Origin of the sequence: Empedobacter falsenii (assembly GCF_019308355.1) — a bacterium.
In the GTDB taxonomy this organism is placed as follows: Bacteria; Bacteroidota; Bacteroidia; order Flavobacteriales; family Weeksellaceae; genus Empedobacter; species Empedobacter falsenii_B.
In genome coordinates, this window is the sequence record NZ_JAAGKM010000023.1 from 1 (window position 1) to 20,205 (window position 20,205).

Consider the following 20,205-nt stretch of genomic DNA (forward strand, 5'->3'; position numbering starts at 1 on the left):
AGAGAAGTTAAGCCTGCCTGCGCCGATGGTACTGTTACTTACGGGAGAGTAGGTCGTCGCCAGTTTTTATCAAAAGCCTCAAGTGAACAACTTGAGGCTTTTTTTGTGGGTATACGTCGCGCTTTAGACTGAACGTTTTAAGCTTTACGCATCTCCAGACTATGTTTTATAAAACAAGAAGCTTCCAATCAGTAAATAAGAGGCTTCTAATTAGTCAACAAGAAGCTTCTTCTTGATAAAAAGGAAGCTTCCTTTATAACTTACAACTCATAAATCGAAAAGCCCCTATTTCCCTCAAGTGGATATTTTAACTTCTACTTCTATTCCTGTAAGTCTTAAATCTTACGTCTTATAACTTATTACTCAAAACTCAGAACTTACAACCCGCGTTAGGGATAGTAGTGGAAATCCTTTTGTAGAAATTGGATTTTCCTGTAATCACTTCCAATTTTCTTCTACAAAAGATTGCAACGGATAGCCCGACCGAGCGATTTGCATTAGCTGTGTTTGTATTATTTTGGTTATTCTATGAATAATAAATAATATAAATGGAAGGCAAAGAGCGAGGGAACGCCCAAATAATTACAAAAAAAGCCCAACCGAAGTTGAGCTTTTTAAATATAGATGAAAGGGTAATAATTTACTCGCCTAAATATGAAACTGTCTTAGAATCTCCTTCAACAGTTACTTTAGTCAAGTTATATTTTGCTAAATTTTTCATTGATTTGTCCCATTTTTTACCGCTTAAAGCAGCTTGAGATTTTAATTCATTCAAATCAATGTTTTCGTTAGCTTTTAAAATTCCAATAATCTGAGTTTCTTCTTCTGTCAATTCGTAAGCTGGTGCAGCTTTTTCTGGACGCATTTGAGGGAAGAATAAAACTTCTTGGATAGATGGATTATTTGTTAAGAACATAATCAAACGATCCATTCCGATTCCTAAACCTGATGTTGGAGGCATTCCGTACTCTAATGCACGTAAGAAATCTTGGTCGATAAACATTGCTTCGTCGTCACCTCTATCAGCTAAAGCCATTTGTGCTTCAAAACGCTCACGTTGATCGATTGGGTCATTTAACTCAGAATATGCGTTAGCAATTTCTTTTCCACAAACCATTAATTCGAAACGCTCAGTTAATTCTGGATTATCACGGTGCTTTTTAGTCAATGGAGACATTTCTTTTGGATAATCTGTAATGAAAGTTGGTTGAATGTAATTTCCTTCACATTTTTCACCAAAAATTTCATCGATTAATTTTCCTTTACCCATAGTCTCATCAACCTCGATCCCCATTCCTTTAGCAGCTTCAAATAATTCTGCTTCAGATTTTCCATCGATATCAAATCCTGTAAAATCAATAATTGATTGACGCATTGTTACACGTTTGTAAGGTGCTTTGAAATCAATTTTATGTTCTCCGAAAGTTGTTTCAGAAGTTCCATTAACAGCAATTGCACAATGTTCTAATAATTGCTCTGTGAAATCCATCATCCAGTTGTAATCTTTGTAAGCAACATAAATTTCCATTGCTGTAAATTCTGGATTATGCGTACGATCCATTCCTTCGTTACGGAAGTTTTTAGAAAATTCGTAAACACCATCAAAACCACCAACGATTAATCTTTTTAAATATAATTCGTTCGCGATTCTTAAATATAATGGAATATCTAATGCATTATGATGTGTAATAAACGGACGAGCTGCTGCACCCCCAGGAATCGATTGTAAAACAGGAGTTTCTACTTCCATGTATCCACGATCGTTGAAGAAATTACGCATTGCGTTGAATAAACGTGTACGTTTTAAGAAAATTTCTTTCACGTGAGGATTTACAACCATGTCTACGTAACGCATACGGTAACGCAATTCTGGATCTGTAAAAGCGTCAAATACATGACCTTCGTCGTCAGTTTTTACAATTGGTAATGGACGTAAAGTTTTTGATAACAAAGTTAATTTTGTTACGTGAACAGAAATTTCACCTACTTTAGTTTTGAATTCATATCCTTCAATTCCAATAAAATCTCCGATATCCATCAATTTCTTGAAAATTGTATTATACTCAATTCCTTCTTCAGACGAAGAAATATCATCTCTCGAGATATAAACCTGTACACGACCTTCGCTATCTTGTAACTCAGCGAAAGAAGCTTTCCCCATTACACGAACACTCATCAATCGTCCGGCAAGCTTGACAACCTTTCCTTCTTCGTACTTTTCCTTAATTTCTTTAGAATTAGAAGTTATCACGAATTCTTCGGCAGGGTAAGGCTCAACGCCTAAGTCTCTTAATTGTTGTAGTTTTTCTCTACGAATAATTTCTTGTTCAGACAATTGCATAGTGAATATAATTTATATAAAATGAATGCAAAATTATGAAAAATAATCTTGATTCACGAAGTTTTTATGATTTAATAATGTAAGAATTATCAGTATTGATGCGAGTTTTAGTCTACTAACTCAAAACGGCGCTCTAATGTATAATCTGTATCTTGAAATTTTACCTTTTTGGTTTCGATACTATATGAAATCCAACCGTTATCCTTGATACGCGAAGTCGTTTTAACATAATATTTTATGTCGTCTTTCAATCTATTTTCAGAAGGCTGTTCTGTACCTAATTTTGTTGCTAATTCTTTTAGATAAGTATACCAAGAATTGGCCAACCAATCTTTATCGGCTTCCTGAAAACTTGACATAATGTAATTGGTTTGCGAAACTCCAATCTCATTCAATTTCAATTCTGTTGTAGCTGGAGTGGGAGAAGTGCTAAATAAATTGTCCATGTAAGATTGATAAACAAATGGCGCACTTTCTAAAGTAAAATTACTTTTTCCATAAAAATGATGGAATTGACGAATGTCTTTGTCAAATAATTTAACAATACTTTCTTCTGTAGAATATTGTTGAAGATTCTTTTTGATTAACGCAATCGCAGTAGGATTATCCAAATATTTATTCTCTAAATCTTCTGAAGATAAAACCAATTGTTTAATCGTTTTATCTAAATCTGTATAACCTAAAAATCGTCCGTCTTGATCTATTTTAAAGGAAATCGAAACATTATTAACTAACGAAAAAGGATTATTTAAAAATGATTTTGAATTGAATTGTATATTTCTGAAATTCCACTTTACAATGGTTTCGTTTTGATAAATATTTTCAACTTGAATAATAACGTTATAAGTATATTGTTCTTGATGCGAAATCGTGTCATCTTCCAATTTCACTTCACTTGTTGTTACATTATATCGTTTTTCGTTTCCAATATTCCAATATGTTTTGGGAAAAATAATCGTTTCCTGCGGAGCATTAAAAATGGTATCATTTTTAACAACCGGTGAAATTGTATCTTGAATAGGATCTTGGGCAAATATTTTTATCGAAAAAAATAGAAAAAACAGATAATATGTAAAATTAATTTTCATTTATAAGTAATCAAACTAATTCAAAAATAGAGCAAATTATCTAAAATGAAGTTTGAAATTCGTTAAAAAATAAAACTTAGTCATTTAAAAGTTTTATACTTAATTGATTAACTGTTTTCTTAGAACCGATGTTTAAGCTAAATAAATATTCAGATTTGATTAAAATTGAATTCAAATCGTATGTATTTTCATATTTTACTTTTAATTCAACTGTTTCTGAATATTTTTTGATTTCTTTTTTTACCTGTTCTTGTGACAAATTCAGTTTAGCATCATTCAACATATAATACGCCATTTCTTCCCATAATTTTTCAAAATCATCTTTGCTCAAATTTTGGTCAGAAGCAATTGTATACGTACCTTTTTCTTTGTTGATGTCTTTTAGATAAGTATTTGTTGTAGAAGAAATTGGAAAACCAAAAATATTTTCCTGTACCGATTTTCCTTCATACGTTTCACCTAAACGAAAATATTGTCCATTAAAATAATTGAAAACATGAATTTCTTGCTCAAAAACATACGGAACATAGGTTTTTGACTTGACCATTTCCTCGATGTACGCAATATTTGACTTATAATCATCAGATTTTTTGCGCTGTTTGCCAAGTTTATCTGTTATTTTAAGCAATTTTTCTTCAATCTGAGGAACATTTAATAATTCTAAAAATTCTCCAGAAGGATTTGTTGTGAATTCGTATTCTATTCCTTCAGAATTATTGATAAAATCGCGGTAAAATTCGTCAGGATCATTAGATTGATTTTTACCATTTACAAATGTATACTTATTGGCAAAATCATTTTTGTCAACCAATTCCATCGATTTATTTGATTGGTTGATGACTTTAGAAACCGTGTCATTTACAGAAATCGAAAAGTTACGATCTGTAAATGAGTAGTTATATACTTTATTTAATTCTAAATTTGGTTTTACCTGTACAGATTTTTCTTCAAAATTCACCTGCGCAAAAATGGCAGGAGAGTATAGTAAAATCAAGGTAAATAGGCTTGTTTTCATTCTCTCTAAAAGTTGTACAAATATAGAATGATTATTGAATATCCAAGTTATTTATTGAACGAATCATTGTATCAATTGGCTTAGTTTCCGAAATTTTTTTTTCCATCAAAGTTCCACCGATTTCTTTCAACTTTTTAACCTGCGGAATAAAACGATTTTCTAATGAACCTATAGCTTTATTGTAACTTTGGGTTGCTTGGTTTAGATTATGACCAACAGTTGCCAAATGTTGTATCAAAACATTCACACGATTGTATAATTCTATCCCTGCATCTCGCATTTGATATATATTTTCCGCAACATTTAATTGTTGCCAGCTAAACGCAATTGTGCGAAGCATTGTAATCAAAGTAGTTGGTGTTGCAATAATTATTCTATTGTTTAATGCATCTTCTATCAAAGTTCGCTCCAATTCTAACGCAGCACCAAAAGAACTTTCAATTTGTAAATACATCACCACATAATCGGGCGCTTCTGTGTATTGATTCCAATAAGCCTTAGAACTCAAATTTTTTAAATGTTCGCGGACAGCTTTCGCGTGCATTTGCAAATGATGTTTTCTCAAATTCTCATCTTCCGTCTCAAATGCAAGCATATATTGGTTTAACGGAACTTTAGAATCGACAATAACTTTTCTATTTCCAGGAAGATTAACGATTAAATCTGGGCGAAGCAAACCATTTTCGGACTGAACAGAAGTCTGTTCTTCAAAATCACAAAAAGACGACATTCCAGCAAACTCAACTACACGTCGCAACCCAATTTCTCCGTATTTTCCTCTTGTGTGCGAAGTTTTAAGTGCAGAAACTAATGTATTGGTTTCTTTTTGTAATTTATCGGTTGTACCACGCATTGAATCTAAGAAAACTTTAATTTCTGAATAAGCGCCTTCTCGAGCTTTTTCTATTTCGGATATTTTTCCGTCAAATTTATTCAAGCTTTCATTTAATGGTTTGATTAACGAATCAATCGCTTGTTGACGTTTTTCTAAATCGTTTTGAGAATTAGAAAAATGTTTATCCAATGTTGTTTTCGCTAAATCAAGAAATTGTTCGTTATTACTTTTCAAAACTTGAGCTGAAAGTGCTTCAAATTGCTCTTTTAATCGTTCATTGGTTTCGAGCATAAACGATTTTTGCTCCTCCACAGCTTTCATTGCTTCTTGATGGCGAACCGTTAATTCTGTATTTTTTTCGCGCTCTTTTTGCCATTGATCCAAATTGAAATTTGCATCATCTTTTATTTCGATAAATTCATTTTTTAGCGAATCATATTGTTTCTGAAGTTCTTGGTGTTTTATTTCATTTCCAATTATGGCTGAATTTGCTTTCGATTTTGAATATAAAAAACTGATAACGGCTCCAATGATAAAAAAAAGGATGCATGAAAGTATGATTGCGCTGTTCATAATCTTAAAATTTAAACAAAGGAACGATTTTATACGACACAATATGTCGTTATTAAAAATAAAATCATAAAAAAACGATTTCTAAGAATTGTTTTTTCATCTTAAATTAATTGTTTTGATCTCTTTAGATAATTTTTGTGCCTTTTATAAAATTAATGTTAAGAAAAAAGACAGCTTGAAAAAGCTGTCTTTGTATGATCATAAATGAATAGAATCTTGGGATTCTGTCCTTAAATTATCTTTTGTTTCGAAGATAGAATTTTTGATGATTTGAGAACTTTCGTTCAAAATTGGTAAAATCTGACTTTCGTCTTTTGTTTCTTTAAATCCTAGTTCTAAAATCGGATCGATATAATACAAAATACTTGATGTTAAAAGTAAAGAGATTATTAATCCTAAAGCCGCTCCACCAAATCGATTAATGATTCCTAAACCAACTGCTTCTACTGTTTTTTGTGTTAAACTTGACGCTAATTTTATTGTGAAAAAAGCAATTGCAAATGTAATAACTAACGCAACCAAAGAAGTTAAGCTATCTGCAACAATGTTGTAAGAATCGACATAAACTTCGATGATTTGATAAAATTTAAAACTTAACCAAATTGCTACAAAAAAACCGACTAACCCAATTAATTGAGAAATAAAACCTTTGAAAAATCCGTTGATAAAACCAAAAGCTAACGCAATTAAAATCAGAATATCAAGTTGATTGAAATCAGTCATTAAGCGTTTTGTAATTGATGTTTTTCAGCGATTTTTTTCAATGTTCCAACTAAGACATCAATATCTTCTTTAGTTGTTTCGTATGAAAAAGATACACGTAAAGGCGTCATTTGATCAATTTCTTCTTCTGTGTACAATGTTTGCATAACTAATGAAACTTTTGCTGCACCAGAACTGCAAGCACTTCCTTGTGAAACAGCGATACCAGCTAATTCTAATTCGAATCCGATTAAGGCATCATGAAATGGTAATTTGATGCTTAATAATGCATACAAACTTTTGTCTAAATCATCTGATAATCCATTGAAAGAAACGCCTGGAATAGCTGCTTTTAATTGATCGATTGTATATTGTTTAATTTCTTTGATGTGATTAACATGAGCTTCTAACTCATCAATTGCTAAATCAAAAGCTTTTGAAAGTCCAACAATTCCGTATACGTTTTCGGTACCAGAACGCATTCCTCTTTCTTGTCCTCCTCCAGCAATCAAGGCTTTTAAATGCGAAGCTTTTTTTGCATATAAAAATCCAGCACCTTTTGGTCCATGAATTTTGTGTGCTGAGCAAGAAGCGAAATCCATTCCCAAATCTTGGAAATCTAAATCGTAATGACCAACTGTTTGCACCGTATCTGTGTGGAACAATGTATTATTTTCTTGACACAATTGCGAAATACGTTTAATATCTGTTAAATTTCCAATTTCGTTATTAGCATGCATCAAAGAAACCAATGTTTTTTTAGATTGATCTTTAACTAATTCCTCTAATTGAGCATAATCAATGTCTCCATTTTTTTGAATATTGATGCGGATTACTTCAACTTTTCCACGATATTCTAAATCTTTGATACTTTCTTGTACGCATTTGTGTTCCATATCCGAAGTAATGATACGTGTAACATCTAAATCATTTACACAAGAACGTATAATCGTATTGTTAGATTCTGTCCCACAAGAAGTAAAATAAATTTCGGCAGGAGAAATATTTAAACGCTGCGCAATGTTCTTTCGAGCCATTTCTATAAGTGCCTTGGCTTCTCTACCAAAAACGTGGGTAGAAGATGGATTTCCGAAAACATTTTTCATCACATTTGCCATTTCGTCAACTACTTCTGGACGAATTGCTGTGGTTGCTGCATTGTCTAAATATACTCTTTGCATTATCGATTATTTACTGTATTGTTGTTTACTTTGAGGTTTTGAACAACAAATTTAAGTAAAATGTAAGGATTGAAAAAGTAAAATGTTATTTAAAACGCATCAAGTCCGAAGACAAAAATCTCCACTCAGGTGTAAGAAGTATGCCTTCTTTTGCAATATACCATGGTGAGATTAAATCGTTGCTTGGATTAGAAAGAATATGAATGTCTTGACTTGGATAATAACTTTGAGCCAAAATGAATATATTATTCCCATTTTTATCTTTCGCTAAATCAATTACCATTACAGCATGACTTTTTATATTTCCCTTTTGAAAAAATACATCGCCAATTTGAATCTCTTTGATAGAGATTGGTTTTAATAATTCAGCAATTGTATTTGAATTTGTATTTTCTAAATAATAGATCAAATATTGCATGTATTTCGTATGAGAATAATCTCCTTTTACATAGTCAGTGTAAGGAATTGGCTTTGTAGAAATTTTAGACAATTTATCTATTTCATTGTATTTTTTCGAACGGAAGAAATACTCTAAACGCAAACTCATCATCGCATTTGCATTAAACTGTACATTTTTTTTGGGTTGTTCTAAATCTAAAACTCCTACATATATATTTGGATTAGATTTTTTTTGACCATCAAAAGAATAAACAGCTGTATTATTGTTTTTGAGCGGAAGGTTATTTATCCATTTACCAAAATCTGTATAATTTTGATTCCTTTCATAATTTGGAGGTGTATCAAATTTTTTGAAAATTTTTAATTCACGAGAATGAATGAGACTATACTCCTCATTTTCTATCAATTCATTATTAGTAGAAGATTTTAGAATATGAGTATTACAGGACGATAAAAGAGTAAATAATATTAAAAATGTATTCTTAAAAATTTTCATTGAAATGTTGAAAAAAACGTGCTATTCTTTGGTTAAGAGTTGAATTTGATCTCTTAATTCGGCTGCTTTTATAAAATCTAAATTTTTTGCAGCATTTTCCATTTCTTTCTCCAATTTTTGTACCAATTTCTCTTTATCTTCTGTCGAATAATTTTCATTAATCTCTGCTGCTTGTTGAATCAAATGTTTTTGTTCGTAAGGATTTTCTTCAAAATCTGCTGCAGCTAAACTTAGTTTCGTTATTTTTTTGTTTAAAGCTTGCGGAACTTTATTGTGATCTTTGTTGTATTTCATTTGAATTTCACGACGACGATTTGTTTCATCAATCGTTAATTGCATACTATCTGTAATTCTATCTGCGTACATAATCGCCAAACCATTCACGTTACGAGCAGCACGACCAACCGTTTGCGTTAAAGAACGATGACTTCTTAAAAAACCTTCTTTATCAGCATCCAAAATTGCTACTAGAGAAACTTCAGGTAAATCTAAACCTTCTCTCAAAAGATTAACTCCAACCAAAACATCAAATAATCCAGCGCGTAAATCAGCCATAATCTGAACACGTTCTAATGTATCCACATCAGAATGAATATAACGACATCGAACGCCATATTTTGTCAAATATTTCGTTAACTCTTCCGCCATTCGTTTCGTTAAAGTAGTGACCAAAACACGTTCGTCTAACTCTACTCGTTTATTGATTTCTTCCATCAAATCATCGACTTGATTTTGTGTTGGACGAATTTCAATAATTGGATCTAATAATCCTGTTGGACGAATGACTTGCTCTACAACAACTCCTTCCGATTTTTCTAATTCATAATTCGCAGGTGTTGCTGAAACATAAATCACTTGATTTTGTAAAGCTTCAAATTCTTCGAATTTTAACGGACGATTGTCCATTGCAGCTGGAAGTCGGAAACCATATTCTACTAAATTCTCCTTGCGCGAGCGGTCTCCACCATACATTGCATGAACTTGAGAAACTGTAACGTGCGACTCATCAATCACCATCAAATAATCTTCTGGGAAATAATCTAACAAACAGAATGGACGAGTTCCTGGTTCGCGACCGTCTAAGTATCTCGAATAATTCTCGATTCCAGAACAATATCCCAATTCTTTGATCATTTCCAAATCGAATTCAGTACGTTCTTGCAAACGTTTTGCTTCGAGATGTTTTCCGATTTCATGATAATATTCAACTTGTTTACCCAAATCGATCTGAATATCAGCAATTGCACCATTTAAAGTGTCTTTAGAAGTAACAAAAAGATTGGCTGGATAAATATTAATTTTATCTAATTTAGTTGAAGTTTTACCTGTTTCTACATTGAAAACTGAGATTTCTTCGATTTCATCACCAAAGAAATTAATTCTGATTCCATCATCCGCATAAGCAGGGAAAATATCTAATGTATCTCCTTTAATTCTAAAATTTCCGCGTTGAAAAATACCTTCTGTTCTCGAATATAAAGCTTGGACTAATTTATGCAAAAAAGCTGTTCTCGAGATAATTTGCCCCGTTTCAATCTGAATCACATTTTTATGAAATTCTGTTGGATTTCCAATACCATATAAACACGAAACTGAAGCCACAACCAAAATATCGCGACGACCAGAAAGTAGGGAGGAAGTTGTACTTAAACGAAGCTTTTCAATTTCTTCATTAATTGATAAATCTTTCTCAATATAGGTTCCTGATGAAGGAATGTAAGCTTCTGGTTGATAATAATCATAGTAAGAAACGAAATATTCGACTGCATTATTCGGAAAAAATTCTTTGAATTCCATATACAACTGTGCCGCCAACGTTTTGTTATGTGCCAAAACTAAAGTTGGACGTTGCACATCTTGTACAACATTCGCGATTGTAAATGTTTTACCAGAACCTGTAACACCCAAAAGTGTTTGATAACGATCATTATTTAGAATACCATTTGATAATTCTTCAATAGCTTTTGGTTGATCACCAGTTGGCTTGAATTCAGAATTTAATTGAAACTGCATTCTACAAATTTACAAATTATTCAGATAAAAAAGGATTGTTATGAATTGTGATTTTACATAGAAGTTGATAAAAAATAAAAAGGCGACTTTAAGTCACCTTTTCATCAAAACCACAAAAAAATGAGAAAACTGTTTACTTAGTAAACAAACTTCCTTCCATTATTACAAGCTATTGCCCGCTATAACCATTGCAAATATATGTCGGTTTTCTGTGCGTGCACAATAATTTGTAATACTTTGTTTTATTGGTGTCGATAAAAGTTATTTATAATAGTGTTAAAACGTCTGATTACAACGTTTTCGTTGATTTGAATAAACTTTATAGTGTTAAGTTTACACTAGCGAATTTTCGCTAAATTCCATAATTTATCTAATTCGGAAATGGTTAAATCAGCTATGTTTTGACCATTTTCTTTCGCGATTTCTTCTAATTTCTGAAAACGTGTGATAAATTTTTTGTTCGATCTTTCTAAAGCATCTTCAGAATTGATGCCATTAAATCGTCCATAATTAATCAAAGAAAATAAAATGTCACCAAATTCCATCTCTTTATCTGTTGGATTTTGTTCTTCTTTGAATTCATTAATTTCCTCGATAATTTTATCAAAAACTTGATCAGAATTTTCAAATTCAAATCCAACACCTTTTACTTTGTCTTGAATTCGGTAAGCTTTTACCATTGCTGGGAGAGAAGTAGGAACGCCAGAAAGTACAGATTTGTTACCTTCTTTTAGTTTGATTTGTTCCCAATTTTGAAGCACCTTTTCTTCTGTATTTGCTTCTACATCGCCGTAAATATGTGGATGACGATGAATTAATTTGTCACAAATACCATTTAAAACATCAGCAACATCGAAGTTGTTTTGTTCTGATGCGATTTTAGAATAAAAAACTAGGTGAAGAAAAACATCACCTAGTTCTTTTTTTATTTCATCCGAATCTTTTTCGATGATGGCATCCGAAAGTTCATAAATTTCTTCGATAGATAACGTACGCAACGTTTCCATTGTTTGTTTACGATCCCACGGACATTTTTCACGTAATTCATCCATTATATCCAACAATCTTTCGAAAGCCTGTAATTGATCTTTACGTGTATTCATCTCTAATTATTCAGCGTCTTTATCTTTTTTTGCTGTTGTTTTTTTAGCAGCAGTTTTTTTAGCAGGTTTTTCTTCAGCGTCTTTTTTGTCAGCAGCCTTTTTAGCAGGAGCTTTCTTTTTTGGTTTTTCTTCCACAACAACTTCTTCTGTAGCTTCTACTTCAGCAACAGGAGCTTCTTGTGCTTGTTGAGCAGCCATTGCAGCTTCTACAGCAGCTAAGTCGATGTTTAATAATCCGTTTTTGTGTAAGATATTATACCATTGGAATAATTTTTTCAAATCAGAATCATAAACTCTTGAATCGTCATATTCTGGTAAAACTTCTTCCATATATTTACGCAATTCTGCACCAGAAGTTTTGTAATCGATCGTTTCTCCTCCGTTTTCTTTTTTGTAAATTCTGAAGAAAACTTCAGCCAAAGGAAATTCTTGTGATACTCCGTAAATAGCAACGTTGTCTAATAAACTAACATTGTAGTTAGAAGCGATTGAGATTTTTTTACCTTTTTCTAAATCTTCAACAACAAAACCACCTCTTGTTTGAGAAACTAAACGGTATAATCCTGGTTTTCCTGAAATTGCGATAACTCTTGATAAATCCATATTCTATTATGTTTAAGGGTCTATGAAGGGAATTTCATTTTGTAACTCGTGTTTACTTTCCCTTTTGTTATATTTTTTAATTTATTACTTATTAATTTCTTTTTAAAGCTCGAAATATAGTCAATAAAAAGCTTTCCTTCCAAATGATCGTATTCGTGTTGAATAACTCGAGCGCGAATATCCGAAAAAGTTTCGGTATGTTTCACCCAATTTTCATCAAAATATTCTAAAGTTACCGATTCTGGACGTGTTACATCTTCGTGAATGTGAGGAATACTCAAACATCCTTCTGTAAAAGCCCATTCATCACCTTCAGAACTACTGATTTTTTTTGGATTGATGAAAACTCGTTTGAAATCTTTTAATTCATCTTTTACATCATCATAATCTTCATCTTCTTCGAAAGGCGAGCAATCAACAACAAATAAACGTATATCTTTCCCGATCTGAGGCGCTGCGATACCAACTCCGTTAGAGTCATACATTGTATCGAACATATTTTGGATCAGTTCTTGTAAATTTTTATAATCTTGATCGATTTCTTGTGAAACTTTACGCAAGACAGGATCTCCGTAAGCTACAACTGGTAATACCATTTTCTGATCTTTTTTTATTAATTTAACGGCAAAGATACAATTTGTTATAGTTTATGTGATAAAAATGATTGTAAAATTATTACGGCACTCACTTTATCGACCATTCCTTTTTCTTGACGTTTTTTCTTTTTCATTCCTCCAGCAAACATTGCTTGAGAAGCCATTTTTGAGGTAAACATCTCATTTTCACGATGAATTTTGATCAACGGAAATTGTTCAGAAAATTTTTTCAAAAAAGGTTGAATTTGATTTTCAATCTCATTTAATTCTCCTGAAAAACGAACAGATAATCCAACTACAAGGTCAGAAACGTTTTCTTTCTCGATATATTGTTTCAAGAAATCCATCAATTTTGATGTATCAATTGTATCAACTGGCGAAGCTATAATTTGCAATTCATCGGTTACGGCAACGCCTGTTCTTTTTCCTCCGTAATCTAACGCTAATATTCGTGACATTTGGCAAATTTAAAAAAACGATTCAATAATAAATAATCTCTATGAAATCCCTTGATTATAATTTTTATATTTGTGGCTATTATTAATAAAGATGGAGAATTTAAAACAAATCATAGAAAAAGCTTGGGACAATAGAGAATTGTTACAAGAAGAGTCAACACAAATTGCAATTCGTGAAGTAATTGAGTTAATCGATAACGGACAATTACGTTGTGCAGAACCAGTTGGAGAAGATTGGCAAGTAAACGAATGGGTGAAAAAAGCAGTTGTAATGTATTTCCCAATTCAGAAAATGGAAACTTTAGAAGCTGGAATTTTTGAATACCATGATAAAATGGAATTGAAACGTAATTATGCTGAAAAAGGAATTCGTGTTGTTCCAAATGCTGTTGCTCGCTATGGTGCGTATATTTCTTCGGGAGTTATTTTAATGCCTTCTTATGTAAATATTGGTGCGTATGTGGACGAAGGAACAATGGTTGATACTTGGGCTACTGTAGGTTCTTGCGCTCAAATTGGGAAAAATGTTCATTTATCTGGTGGTGTAGGAATCGGTGGAGTTTTAGAGCCATTGCAAGCTGCGCCAGTAATTATTGAAGATAATGCGTTCATCGGATCTCGTTGTATCGTTGTAGAAGGAGTTCGTGTAGGTAAAGAAGCGGTTTTAGGAGCAAATGTTGTATTAACAGCATCGACTAAAATTATTGATGTTACAGGTGACGAACCAGTAGAAATTAAAGGTTATGTTCCTGCTCGTTCAGTTGTCATTCCAGGGTCTTACACAAAGAAATTTGCTGCAGGTGAATACCAAGTTCCATGTGCTTTGATCATCGGAACACGTAAAGAATCTACAGATAAAAAAACTTCATTAAACGATGCATTGCGCGAGCATAATGTAGCGGTTTAATTAGAACTAAATTTTTTAAAATATAATCCTCAGCAGTTTTGTTGAGGATTTTTTTATTTTCGAATCAAACATATTTTAGTAGTTTTGCTTTATAACTATGTTTTATGAAAATTTTGATTATCCAACACAAGATGATAGGCGATGTATTAATCACTTCTTTATTGTGCGAAAATATCAAAAAAGCTTATCCAAATGCTATTGTTGATTATTTAATCAATAGTAATACTTTGCCTGTTTTAGAGAATAATCCCTACATCGATCATAAAATTGTTTTTGACGAAAAAGAAAACAAAGGTTTGATGAATTTGATTAAATTTTCTAAAAAAGTTAATCAAAATAAGTATGATGTTGTCATTGATGCTTACTCAAAATTACAAAGTTGGGTGGATGTTTTTATCAATAATGCACCGAAAAAAATATCGTACAAAAAGATTGGAAGAACGTTTTTGTATACAGATAATGTAGAAAAGCATGAAGAGCCAAATTCATATTTAGGTTTAGCAATCGAACACCGTTTGGCTTTGTTAAAGCCTTTGGGAATAGAAGAACCTTTGACTACAGAACCAAAATTGTATTTAACGGAAGATGAAATAAATTTCGCTAAAGATTTATTTGTAAAACATCAAGTTGATACAACGCGAAAAACAATTATGATTAGTTTGCTTGGTTCTGATCTTTCAAAAACTTATCCGTTGAATGAAATGGCAAAAATGGTTGATTTTATTGGTCAACATTATAATGTCAATATTTTATTCAATTATTTTCCGAAACAGTTACCGCAAGCAAAAGAAGTATATAATCAATTATCTGATGAAACCAAATCGAAAGTTTATTTTGAATTGTTGGGTAATGATTTGCGCGAGTTTATTGCAATTGCAAATGAATGTGATGTGATTGTTGGAAATGATGGAGGTGCAATTAATATGTCCAAAGCTTTAGGGAAAAAATCATTTATTATTTTTTCTCCTTGGATTGATAAAAAAGTTTGGGCAACTTTCGAAGATGGAATTAATCACACAAGTGTTCATTTGAAAGATTATTTTCCTGAAAAACTTGGAGATTTAAACAATCGTCAAATAAAAAAACAAGTAAATGAATTTTATTCAATATTTGATTTCGAGTTGTTTAAAGAAAAGTTAGAAAATTTTCTAAACAATAACTCATTGGATAGGCAATTAATAAGTAATAATAACGTTGAAATAGAAACTAAAAAAGAATATTCTATAGAATCAATGTCTACTAAAATTTCAGCTTTACTGATTACTTATAATGAAGAAAAAAATTTACATCGTTATTTAAATGATGTAGATTTTGCTGATGAAATTATTATTATTGATTCTTTTAGTACCGATAAAACAGAAGAAATTGCTCGTCAAAATCCTAAAACTAAATTTGTAAAACGTAAGTTTGATAATTTTACGAATCAACGTAATTACGGACTTTCTTTAGCAAAAAATGATTGGGTTACTTTTTTTGACGCAGATGAAGGAATCCCACTAGAATTAAAAAAAGAAATTGTTTCGGTTTTTAATCAGCAACCTACTTTTGATGCATACTTTGTTTATCGAAAATTCTTTTTTAAGAAGAAGCATATTAAATATTCGGGCATGCAAAATGATAAAGCTGTTCGAATTTTTAAAAAATCTAAATCTCAATATAAATCAGATAGAATGGTTCATGAGATTATAGAATGTAATGGTAGAACAGGTTATTTAACAAACAAACTTGATCATTTTACATTTGATAATGAAGAAGAATATTTAGATAAACTGAATAGTTATTCACGTTTGCGAGCACAAGAACTTCGTCTTAAAAATTTGAAACCATCATTTTATCATTATACCATAAAACCTGCTTATCGTTTTTTAAATTATTTCGTAATGAGACTTGGTTTTTTAGATGGAAAAGATGGTTATACAATTGCAAAATTACACGCAATTTCTGTTGCAAATCGTTATAAATATTTAGACGAAATTTATAGAAAAGAAAATCAAAACTTAGGTTAAATAAAGAAGTTTAAGATTTTATTATACATTTGTCATACATTAAAAATAATACAATGAAAGCATATGTTTTTCCAGGACAAGGTGCTCAATTCTCTGGAATGGGTAAAGACTTGTACGAAAATTCTGAAATCGCAAAAGAATTATTTGATAAAGCAAACGAAATCTTAGGATTTGATATAAAATCAATTATGTTTGAAGGTTCTGCAGAAGACCTAAAACAAACAAAAGTTACACAACCTGCAGTTTTTTTACATTCTGTTATTTTAGCGAAAACTTTACCAGATTTTAAACCAGAAATGGTTGCAGGACATTCTTTAGGAGAAATTTCTGCTTTAGTTGCAAATGGAACTTTAGACTTTGAATCTGGATTAAAATTAGTGTACAAACGTGCTTTAGCAATGCAAGCTGCATGTGAAGCTAATCCATCTACAATGGCAGCAATCTTAGGATTAGAAGACAAAATTGTAGAGGATGCTTGTGCAGAAATTGATGGAGTTGTAGTTGCTGCAAATTACAATTGCCCAGGTCAGTTAGTGATTTCTGGAGAAATTGAAGCGGTTAACGTAGCATGTGAAAAATTGAAAGAATTAGGCGCAAAACGAGCATTAGTTTTACCAGTAGGAGGAGCTTTTCATTCACCTTTAATGAAACCTGCTGAAGAAGAATTAGCACAAGCTATTGAAGAAACAACATTCAATACTCCAATTTGTCCAGTTTATCAAAATGTAAGCACAACGGCTGTTACAGATCCTGCTGAAATTAAGAAAAACTTGATTGCTCAATTAACTGCTCCTGTAAAATGGACACAATCTGTTCAAAATATGATTGCTGATGGTGCGAGTGAATTTATTGAGGTTGGACCAGGAAATACTTTACAAGGTTTAGTGAAAAAAATAAACAGAGAGGTCTCAACATCTTCGGCACAAATCTAAACGAAATGAAAACATACCGTTCCAATGGAAAATTATTCCTTATCGGGGAATATATTGTGATTGATGGAGCGAAAGCATTTGCATTGCCCACAAAATATGGGCAATGTTTGTTTGTGGAAAATTCATCAGAAATAGAAAATTTAATCACTTGGAAAGCAATTAAATTTGATAATTCTATTTGGTTTGAAACTGAAATTAGATTGAATGATTTAGAAATAATTTCGTCTACAAATGATAAATTAAGTCAATCATTACAAAATGTTTTAAAACAAGCTAAAATTTTAAATCCTGATTTTTTTGATTCTAATAACAGTTATCAATGTTTAACGAAGTTAGAATATCCGCAAGAATGGGGACTGGGAAGTAGTTCGACTTTGATTGATTTGATTAGTCAATGGATAGAAATAAATCCGTTTGAATTAAATCAATTAACCTTCAATACAAGTGGTTATGATATTGCTTGCGCACATCATCATCAACCGATTTTGTTTTCAAATAATCCTATTGAAGTTGAAGATTTAGAATTGAATTGGAATTTTAAAGATCAACTTTATTTTGTTTATCTTAATCAAAAGCAAGATACACAAGCCGTTGTTGGAAATCATTATAAGAACAAATCAAAAGATTGGAAAATGATTCAGGATCTTTCTGATTTGGTTGTAAAAGCAACTAAAGTTGAGAGTTTAACTGATTTAGAATGTATTTTAGATGAATATCAAGCACGATTAGGTGATTTTATGCAAATTCCACAAGTTAAAGAATTGTATTTTCCTGATTATTTAGGAACTGTAAAAAGTCTTGGAGCTTGGGGCGGAGATTTTGTCTTAGTGACGTATAGAGAAGGAATGAACGATTATTTTAAAGAAAAAGGATATGAGATTATTATTCCGTTTTCTGAAATGATAAAATAACAAAAAAGCAGATTTGATTTCAAATCTGCTTTTTTGTTATTATTTTTTACCAATCATGGCTTTTAATTTCTTTTTTCGAGCTTGTTTTGTCTGAAATTTATGTTGGAATTCTTGCGTTTTATTCCACATAGCTTCAATAACTTCCTGTTCTGGTTTATTAATAAGTTTCGCATATTCTTTTCCCATAATTTCAATCATTTCTTTTTGAGGAGTTAGACGAGAAAAATTTTTAATTCGAATATCAAAACTCATTGAATTGTGAAAATTCATGCGATTTAAATCAACCAAATAAAATTCGTACTGATTTTCTCCAATTTGCTTGATTAAAGTATTTCCAGGAGAATGATCCAAAAATTCAATTCCAGCTTCATGCAAATCAAATGTGAATTTTGTAAATTGTTTCAAGATTTCATTTCGATTTTCCCAAATCGGAATTTCAACTAATTCACGATATGTTAGATCAGCTTCAACTAGTTCACAAAAATAATAGCTATCTCTAAAATTAACAGCAGTTTTGTTTTCGACAAAAGCAATAGGATAAGGCGTTAGAAAACCTAATCTAATCAATTCCTTTGCATATTCATAAGAGCGTTCAGCTTTTGATTTTCTAAAAAATCTATAAACAAATTTGTTAACAACATTAGGAATTTTGAATGATTTAATCGTAGCAATTTTACCCGACTCTAATTTCTTTTTCTTTATAGAGTTTCTCGTACCTTTTGCAATATAATCATCAATCAAATCAAAATTGTCAATAATAGATTTGATTTCATTTTTTGTAGTAGGAAATTGTTGGTTTACGACAATTTTTTGTGTCATTTTCTTGAATTCTTAATATTTAATATAGATTTTCTATATTTCATTTTAATCTGTCAAAGATATGTTTATTTTTGTGGAGAAAGCCTAACTATTTCTAAAAACAGATATGAGAATTTTAAATGTTACTTCTATTGAAGATTGGAGAGGAGGAGATGCTCAAATGTATACTATATATAATCTACTAAAAAAATATGATGAAATAGAACAATTTATATTATGTCCAGATACATCAATATTGTCTCAAAAATGTGAAGCTGATAAAGCGAGTTATTTTACTTATAATAAAAAAAGTAAAATTAAAAGTCTTATAAAACCAATACAACAAATTGTAAAGAATCAAAACATAGATGTTTTACATGTTCATGATTCAAGTGCATTATCTGCATCAATTTTAGCTAAAATTCTTAGTTGTAGGGATGTTAGGATTATCTATAGCCGTAAGAGAAATAATAGAATAAAGAACAATTTTTTTAGTAAACTAAAATATGATAATAAATATGTAGAAGAAATTGTTTGCGTTTCTAAAGCTGTAGAACAAATATATCATGATGTTAATGTAAGTCCTAATAAACTAGTTACAATTTATGATGCTATTGATGTTCAGAAGTTTTCAAATCAAATTTCAAAAAATATTATTCATAAAGAGTTGAATCTTTCTAATGAAACTAAGATTGTCGGAAATATTTGTTCTTTAACGAAACAGAAAGATGTAAAGACATTTATTGATTCTGCAAAGGTAATTATTGAAAATTATAACGAAGAAATTGCATTTGTAATAATTGGTGATGGAGTTTTAAAAGATGATTTGAAAGAGTATTCAGAATTAAAAGGATTAAATGACAAAGTCTATTTTTTAGGATTTAGAGATAATGTTGATGAATTATTACCAGAATTAGATGTTTTGTTAATAACTTCATTAACAGAGGGTTTACCATTGTCTATTTATGAAGCTTTCGCAAGTAGAGTACCTATTGTATCAACAAAAGCTGGTGGGATTTCCGAAGTTGTTAAAAATAATGAGACAGGTTTTGTATCTGAAATTAAAGATGTAGATGATTTAGCTAAAAAAGTAATATTAATCTTATTAAATGATGAGTTAAGGAATAATATTATTGAAAATGCATATCAATTAGTATCTACAAAGTTTGATTTAAAAAATTTAGAAGAAAATTATTTAAATTATTATAAAACTTTAAATCAATAATATTCTCATTTCAACTTTCCTAC

18 protein-coding genes are annotated in these 20,205 nt (G+C 31.0%); 5 read left to right on the forward strand and 13 right to left on the reverse strand.

Features of this window, described 5'->3' with window-relative positions; translation table 11 throughout:
* Nucleotides 1-640: 640 nt before the first annotated feature.
* The 12 genes from lysS to ruvX all read right to left on the reverse strand — a co-directional run bounded on the left by lysS (nucleotide 641) and on the right by ruvX (nucleotide 13,403).
* Nucleotides 641-2,341 (reverse strand): lysine--tRNA ligase, encoded by a 1,701-nt coding sequence (lysS, locus tag G0Q09_RS09785; protein WP_219034725.1) that lies wholly within the window; start codon nucleotides 2,339-2,341, stop codon nucleotides 641-643.
* A gap of 107 nt (nucleotides 2,342-2,448) precedes the next feature.
* Entirely contained in the window at nucleotides 2,449-3,429 is a 981-nt protein-coding gene (locus G0Q09_RS09790) for a hypothetical protein (RefSeq protein ID WP_219034726.1), read from the reverse strand.
* A gap of 76 nt (nucleotides 3,430-3,505) precedes the next feature.
* Entirely contained in the window at nucleotides 3,506-4,444 is a 939-nt protein-coding gene (locus G0Q09_RS09795) for a hypothetical protein (RefSeq protein ID WP_219034727.1), read from the reverse strand.
* Nucleotides 4,445-4,475: 31 nt separating this feature from the next.
* Entirely contained in the window at nucleotides 4,476-5,852 is a 1,377-nt protein-coding gene (locus G0Q09_RS09800; RefSeq protein WP_219034728.1) for a DNA recombination protein RmuC, read from the reverse strand.
* Nucleotides 5,853-6,050: 198 nt separating this feature from the next.
* Nucleotides 6,051-6,575: a CvpA family protein gene (locus tag G0Q09_RS09805; RefSeq protein ID WP_114999807.1), complete on the reverse strand. Its 525-nt coding sequence runs from the start codon at nucleotides 6,573-6,575 to the stop codon at nucleotides 6,051-6,053.
* Nucleotides 6,575-7,735, reverse strand: a complete 1,161-nt coding sequence (locus G0Q09_RS09810) for a cysteine desulfurase family protein (RefSeq protein WP_125350150.1) — start codon at nucleotides 7,733-7,735, stop codon at nucleotides 6,575-6,577. The genes G0Q09_RS09805 and G0Q09_RS09810 overlap by 1 nt, the downstream gene beginning before the upstream one ends.
* An 85-nt stretch (nucleotides 7,736-7,820) precedes the next feature.
* Nucleotides 7,821-8,630, reverse strand: a complete 810-nt coding sequence (locus G0Q09_RS09815) for a DUF4846 domain-containing protein (RefSeq protein WP_219034729.1) — start codon at nucleotides 8,628-8,630, stop codon at nucleotides 7,821-7,823.
* A 21-nt stretch (nucleotides 8,631-8,651) separates the two neighbouring features.
* Complete coding sequence (uvrB, locus tag G0Q09_RS09820; RefSeq protein WP_219034730.1) at nucleotides 8,652-10,643, reverse strand: excinuclease ABC subunit UvrB; 1,992 nt, start codon at nucleotides 10,641-10,643, stop codon at nucleotides 8,652-8,654.
* Between the two features lie 338 nt (nucleotides 10,644-10,981).
* A complete protein-coding gene (mazG, locus tag G0Q09_RS09825) occupies nucleotides 10,982-11,746 on the reverse strand; it encodes a nucleoside triphosphate pyrophosphohydrolase (RefSeq protein WP_114999814.1) in 765 nt (254 codons plus the stop codon).
* A gap of 6 nt (nucleotides 11,747-11,752) precedes the next feature.
* Nucleotides 11,753-12,349: a DUF5606 family protein gene (locus G0Q09_RS09830; protein WP_038333500.1), complete on the reverse strand. Its 597-nt coding sequence runs from the start codon at nucleotides 12,347-12,349 to the stop codon at nucleotides 11,753-11,755.
* A gap of 20 nt (nucleotides 12,350-12,369) precedes the next feature.
* Nucleotides 12,370-12,945, reverse strand: coding sequence for a peptide deformylase (gene def / locus G0Q09_RS09835; RefSeq protein WP_114999818.1), 576 nt, complete (start codon nucleotides 12,943-12,945; stop codon nucleotides 12,370-12,372).
* Between the two features lie 44 nt (nucleotides 12,946-12,989).
* Nucleotides 12,990-13,403, reverse strand: coding sequence for a Holliday junction resolvase RuvX (gene ruvX / locus G0Q09_RS09840; RefSeq protein ID WP_038333513.1), 414 nt, complete (start codon nucleotides 13,401-13,403; stop codon nucleotides 12,990-12,992).
* Nucleotides 13,404-13,494: 91 nt separating this feature from the next.
* On the opposite strand from ruvX, the gene G0Q09_RS09845 reads away from it, so the two are divergent.
* From G0Q09_RS09845 to G0Q09_RS09860, 4 genes are all read left to right on the forward strand, one after another.
* Nucleotides 13,495-14,310 (forward strand): 2,3,4,5-tetrahydropyridine-2,6-dicarboxylate N-succinyltransferase, encoded by an 816-nt coding sequence (locus tag G0Q09_RS09845; protein ID WP_125350148.1) that lies wholly within the window; start codon nucleotides 13,495-13,497, stop codon nucleotides 14,308-14,310.
* A gap of 131 nt (nucleotides 14,311-14,441) precedes the next feature.
* Nucleotides 14,442-16,316, forward strand: a complete 1,875-nt coding sequence (locus tag G0Q09_RS09850) for a glycosyltransferase (RefSeq protein WP_257468177.1) — start codon at nucleotides 14,442-14,444, stop codon at nucleotides 16,314-16,316.
* Nucleotides 16,317-16,369: 53 nt separating this feature from the next.
* The gene (gene fabD, locus G0Q09_RS09855) at nucleotides 16,370-17,248 is read left to right on the forward strand and encodes an ACP S-malonyltransferase (protein WP_219034732.1); all 879 of its coding nucleotides are present in this window, start codon (nucleotides 16,370-16,372) and stop codon (nucleotides 17,246-17,248) included.
* A gap of 5 nt (nucleotides 17,249-17,253) precedes the next feature.
* Nucleotides 17,254-18,159, forward strand: coding sequence for a GYDIA family GHMP kinase (locus G0Q09_RS09860; protein ID WP_219034733.1), 906 nt, complete (start codon nucleotides 17,254-17,256; stop codon nucleotides 18,157-18,159).
* 39 nt (nucleotides 18,160-18,198) lie between these two features.
* On the opposite strand, the gene G0Q09_RS09865 is transcribed toward G0Q09_RS09860, so the two are convergent.
* Nucleotides 18,199-18,978, reverse strand: a complete 780-nt coding sequence (locus tag G0Q09_RS09865; RefSeq protein WP_114999830.1) for a lipopolysaccharide kinase InaA family protein — start codon at nucleotides 18,976-18,978, stop codon at nucleotides 18,199-18,201.
* Between the two features lie 106 nt (nucleotides 18,979-19,084).
* Between G0Q09_RS09865 and G0Q09_RS09870 the strand changes: the two genes are divergently transcribed.
* A complete protein-coding gene (locus tag G0Q09_RS09870) occupies nucleotides 19,085-20,182 on the forward strand; it encodes a glycosyltransferase family 4 protein (RefSeq protein WP_219034734.1) in 1,098 nt (365 codons plus the stop codon).
* The last annotated feature ends 23 nt before the right edge of the window (nucleotides 20,183-20,205 follow it).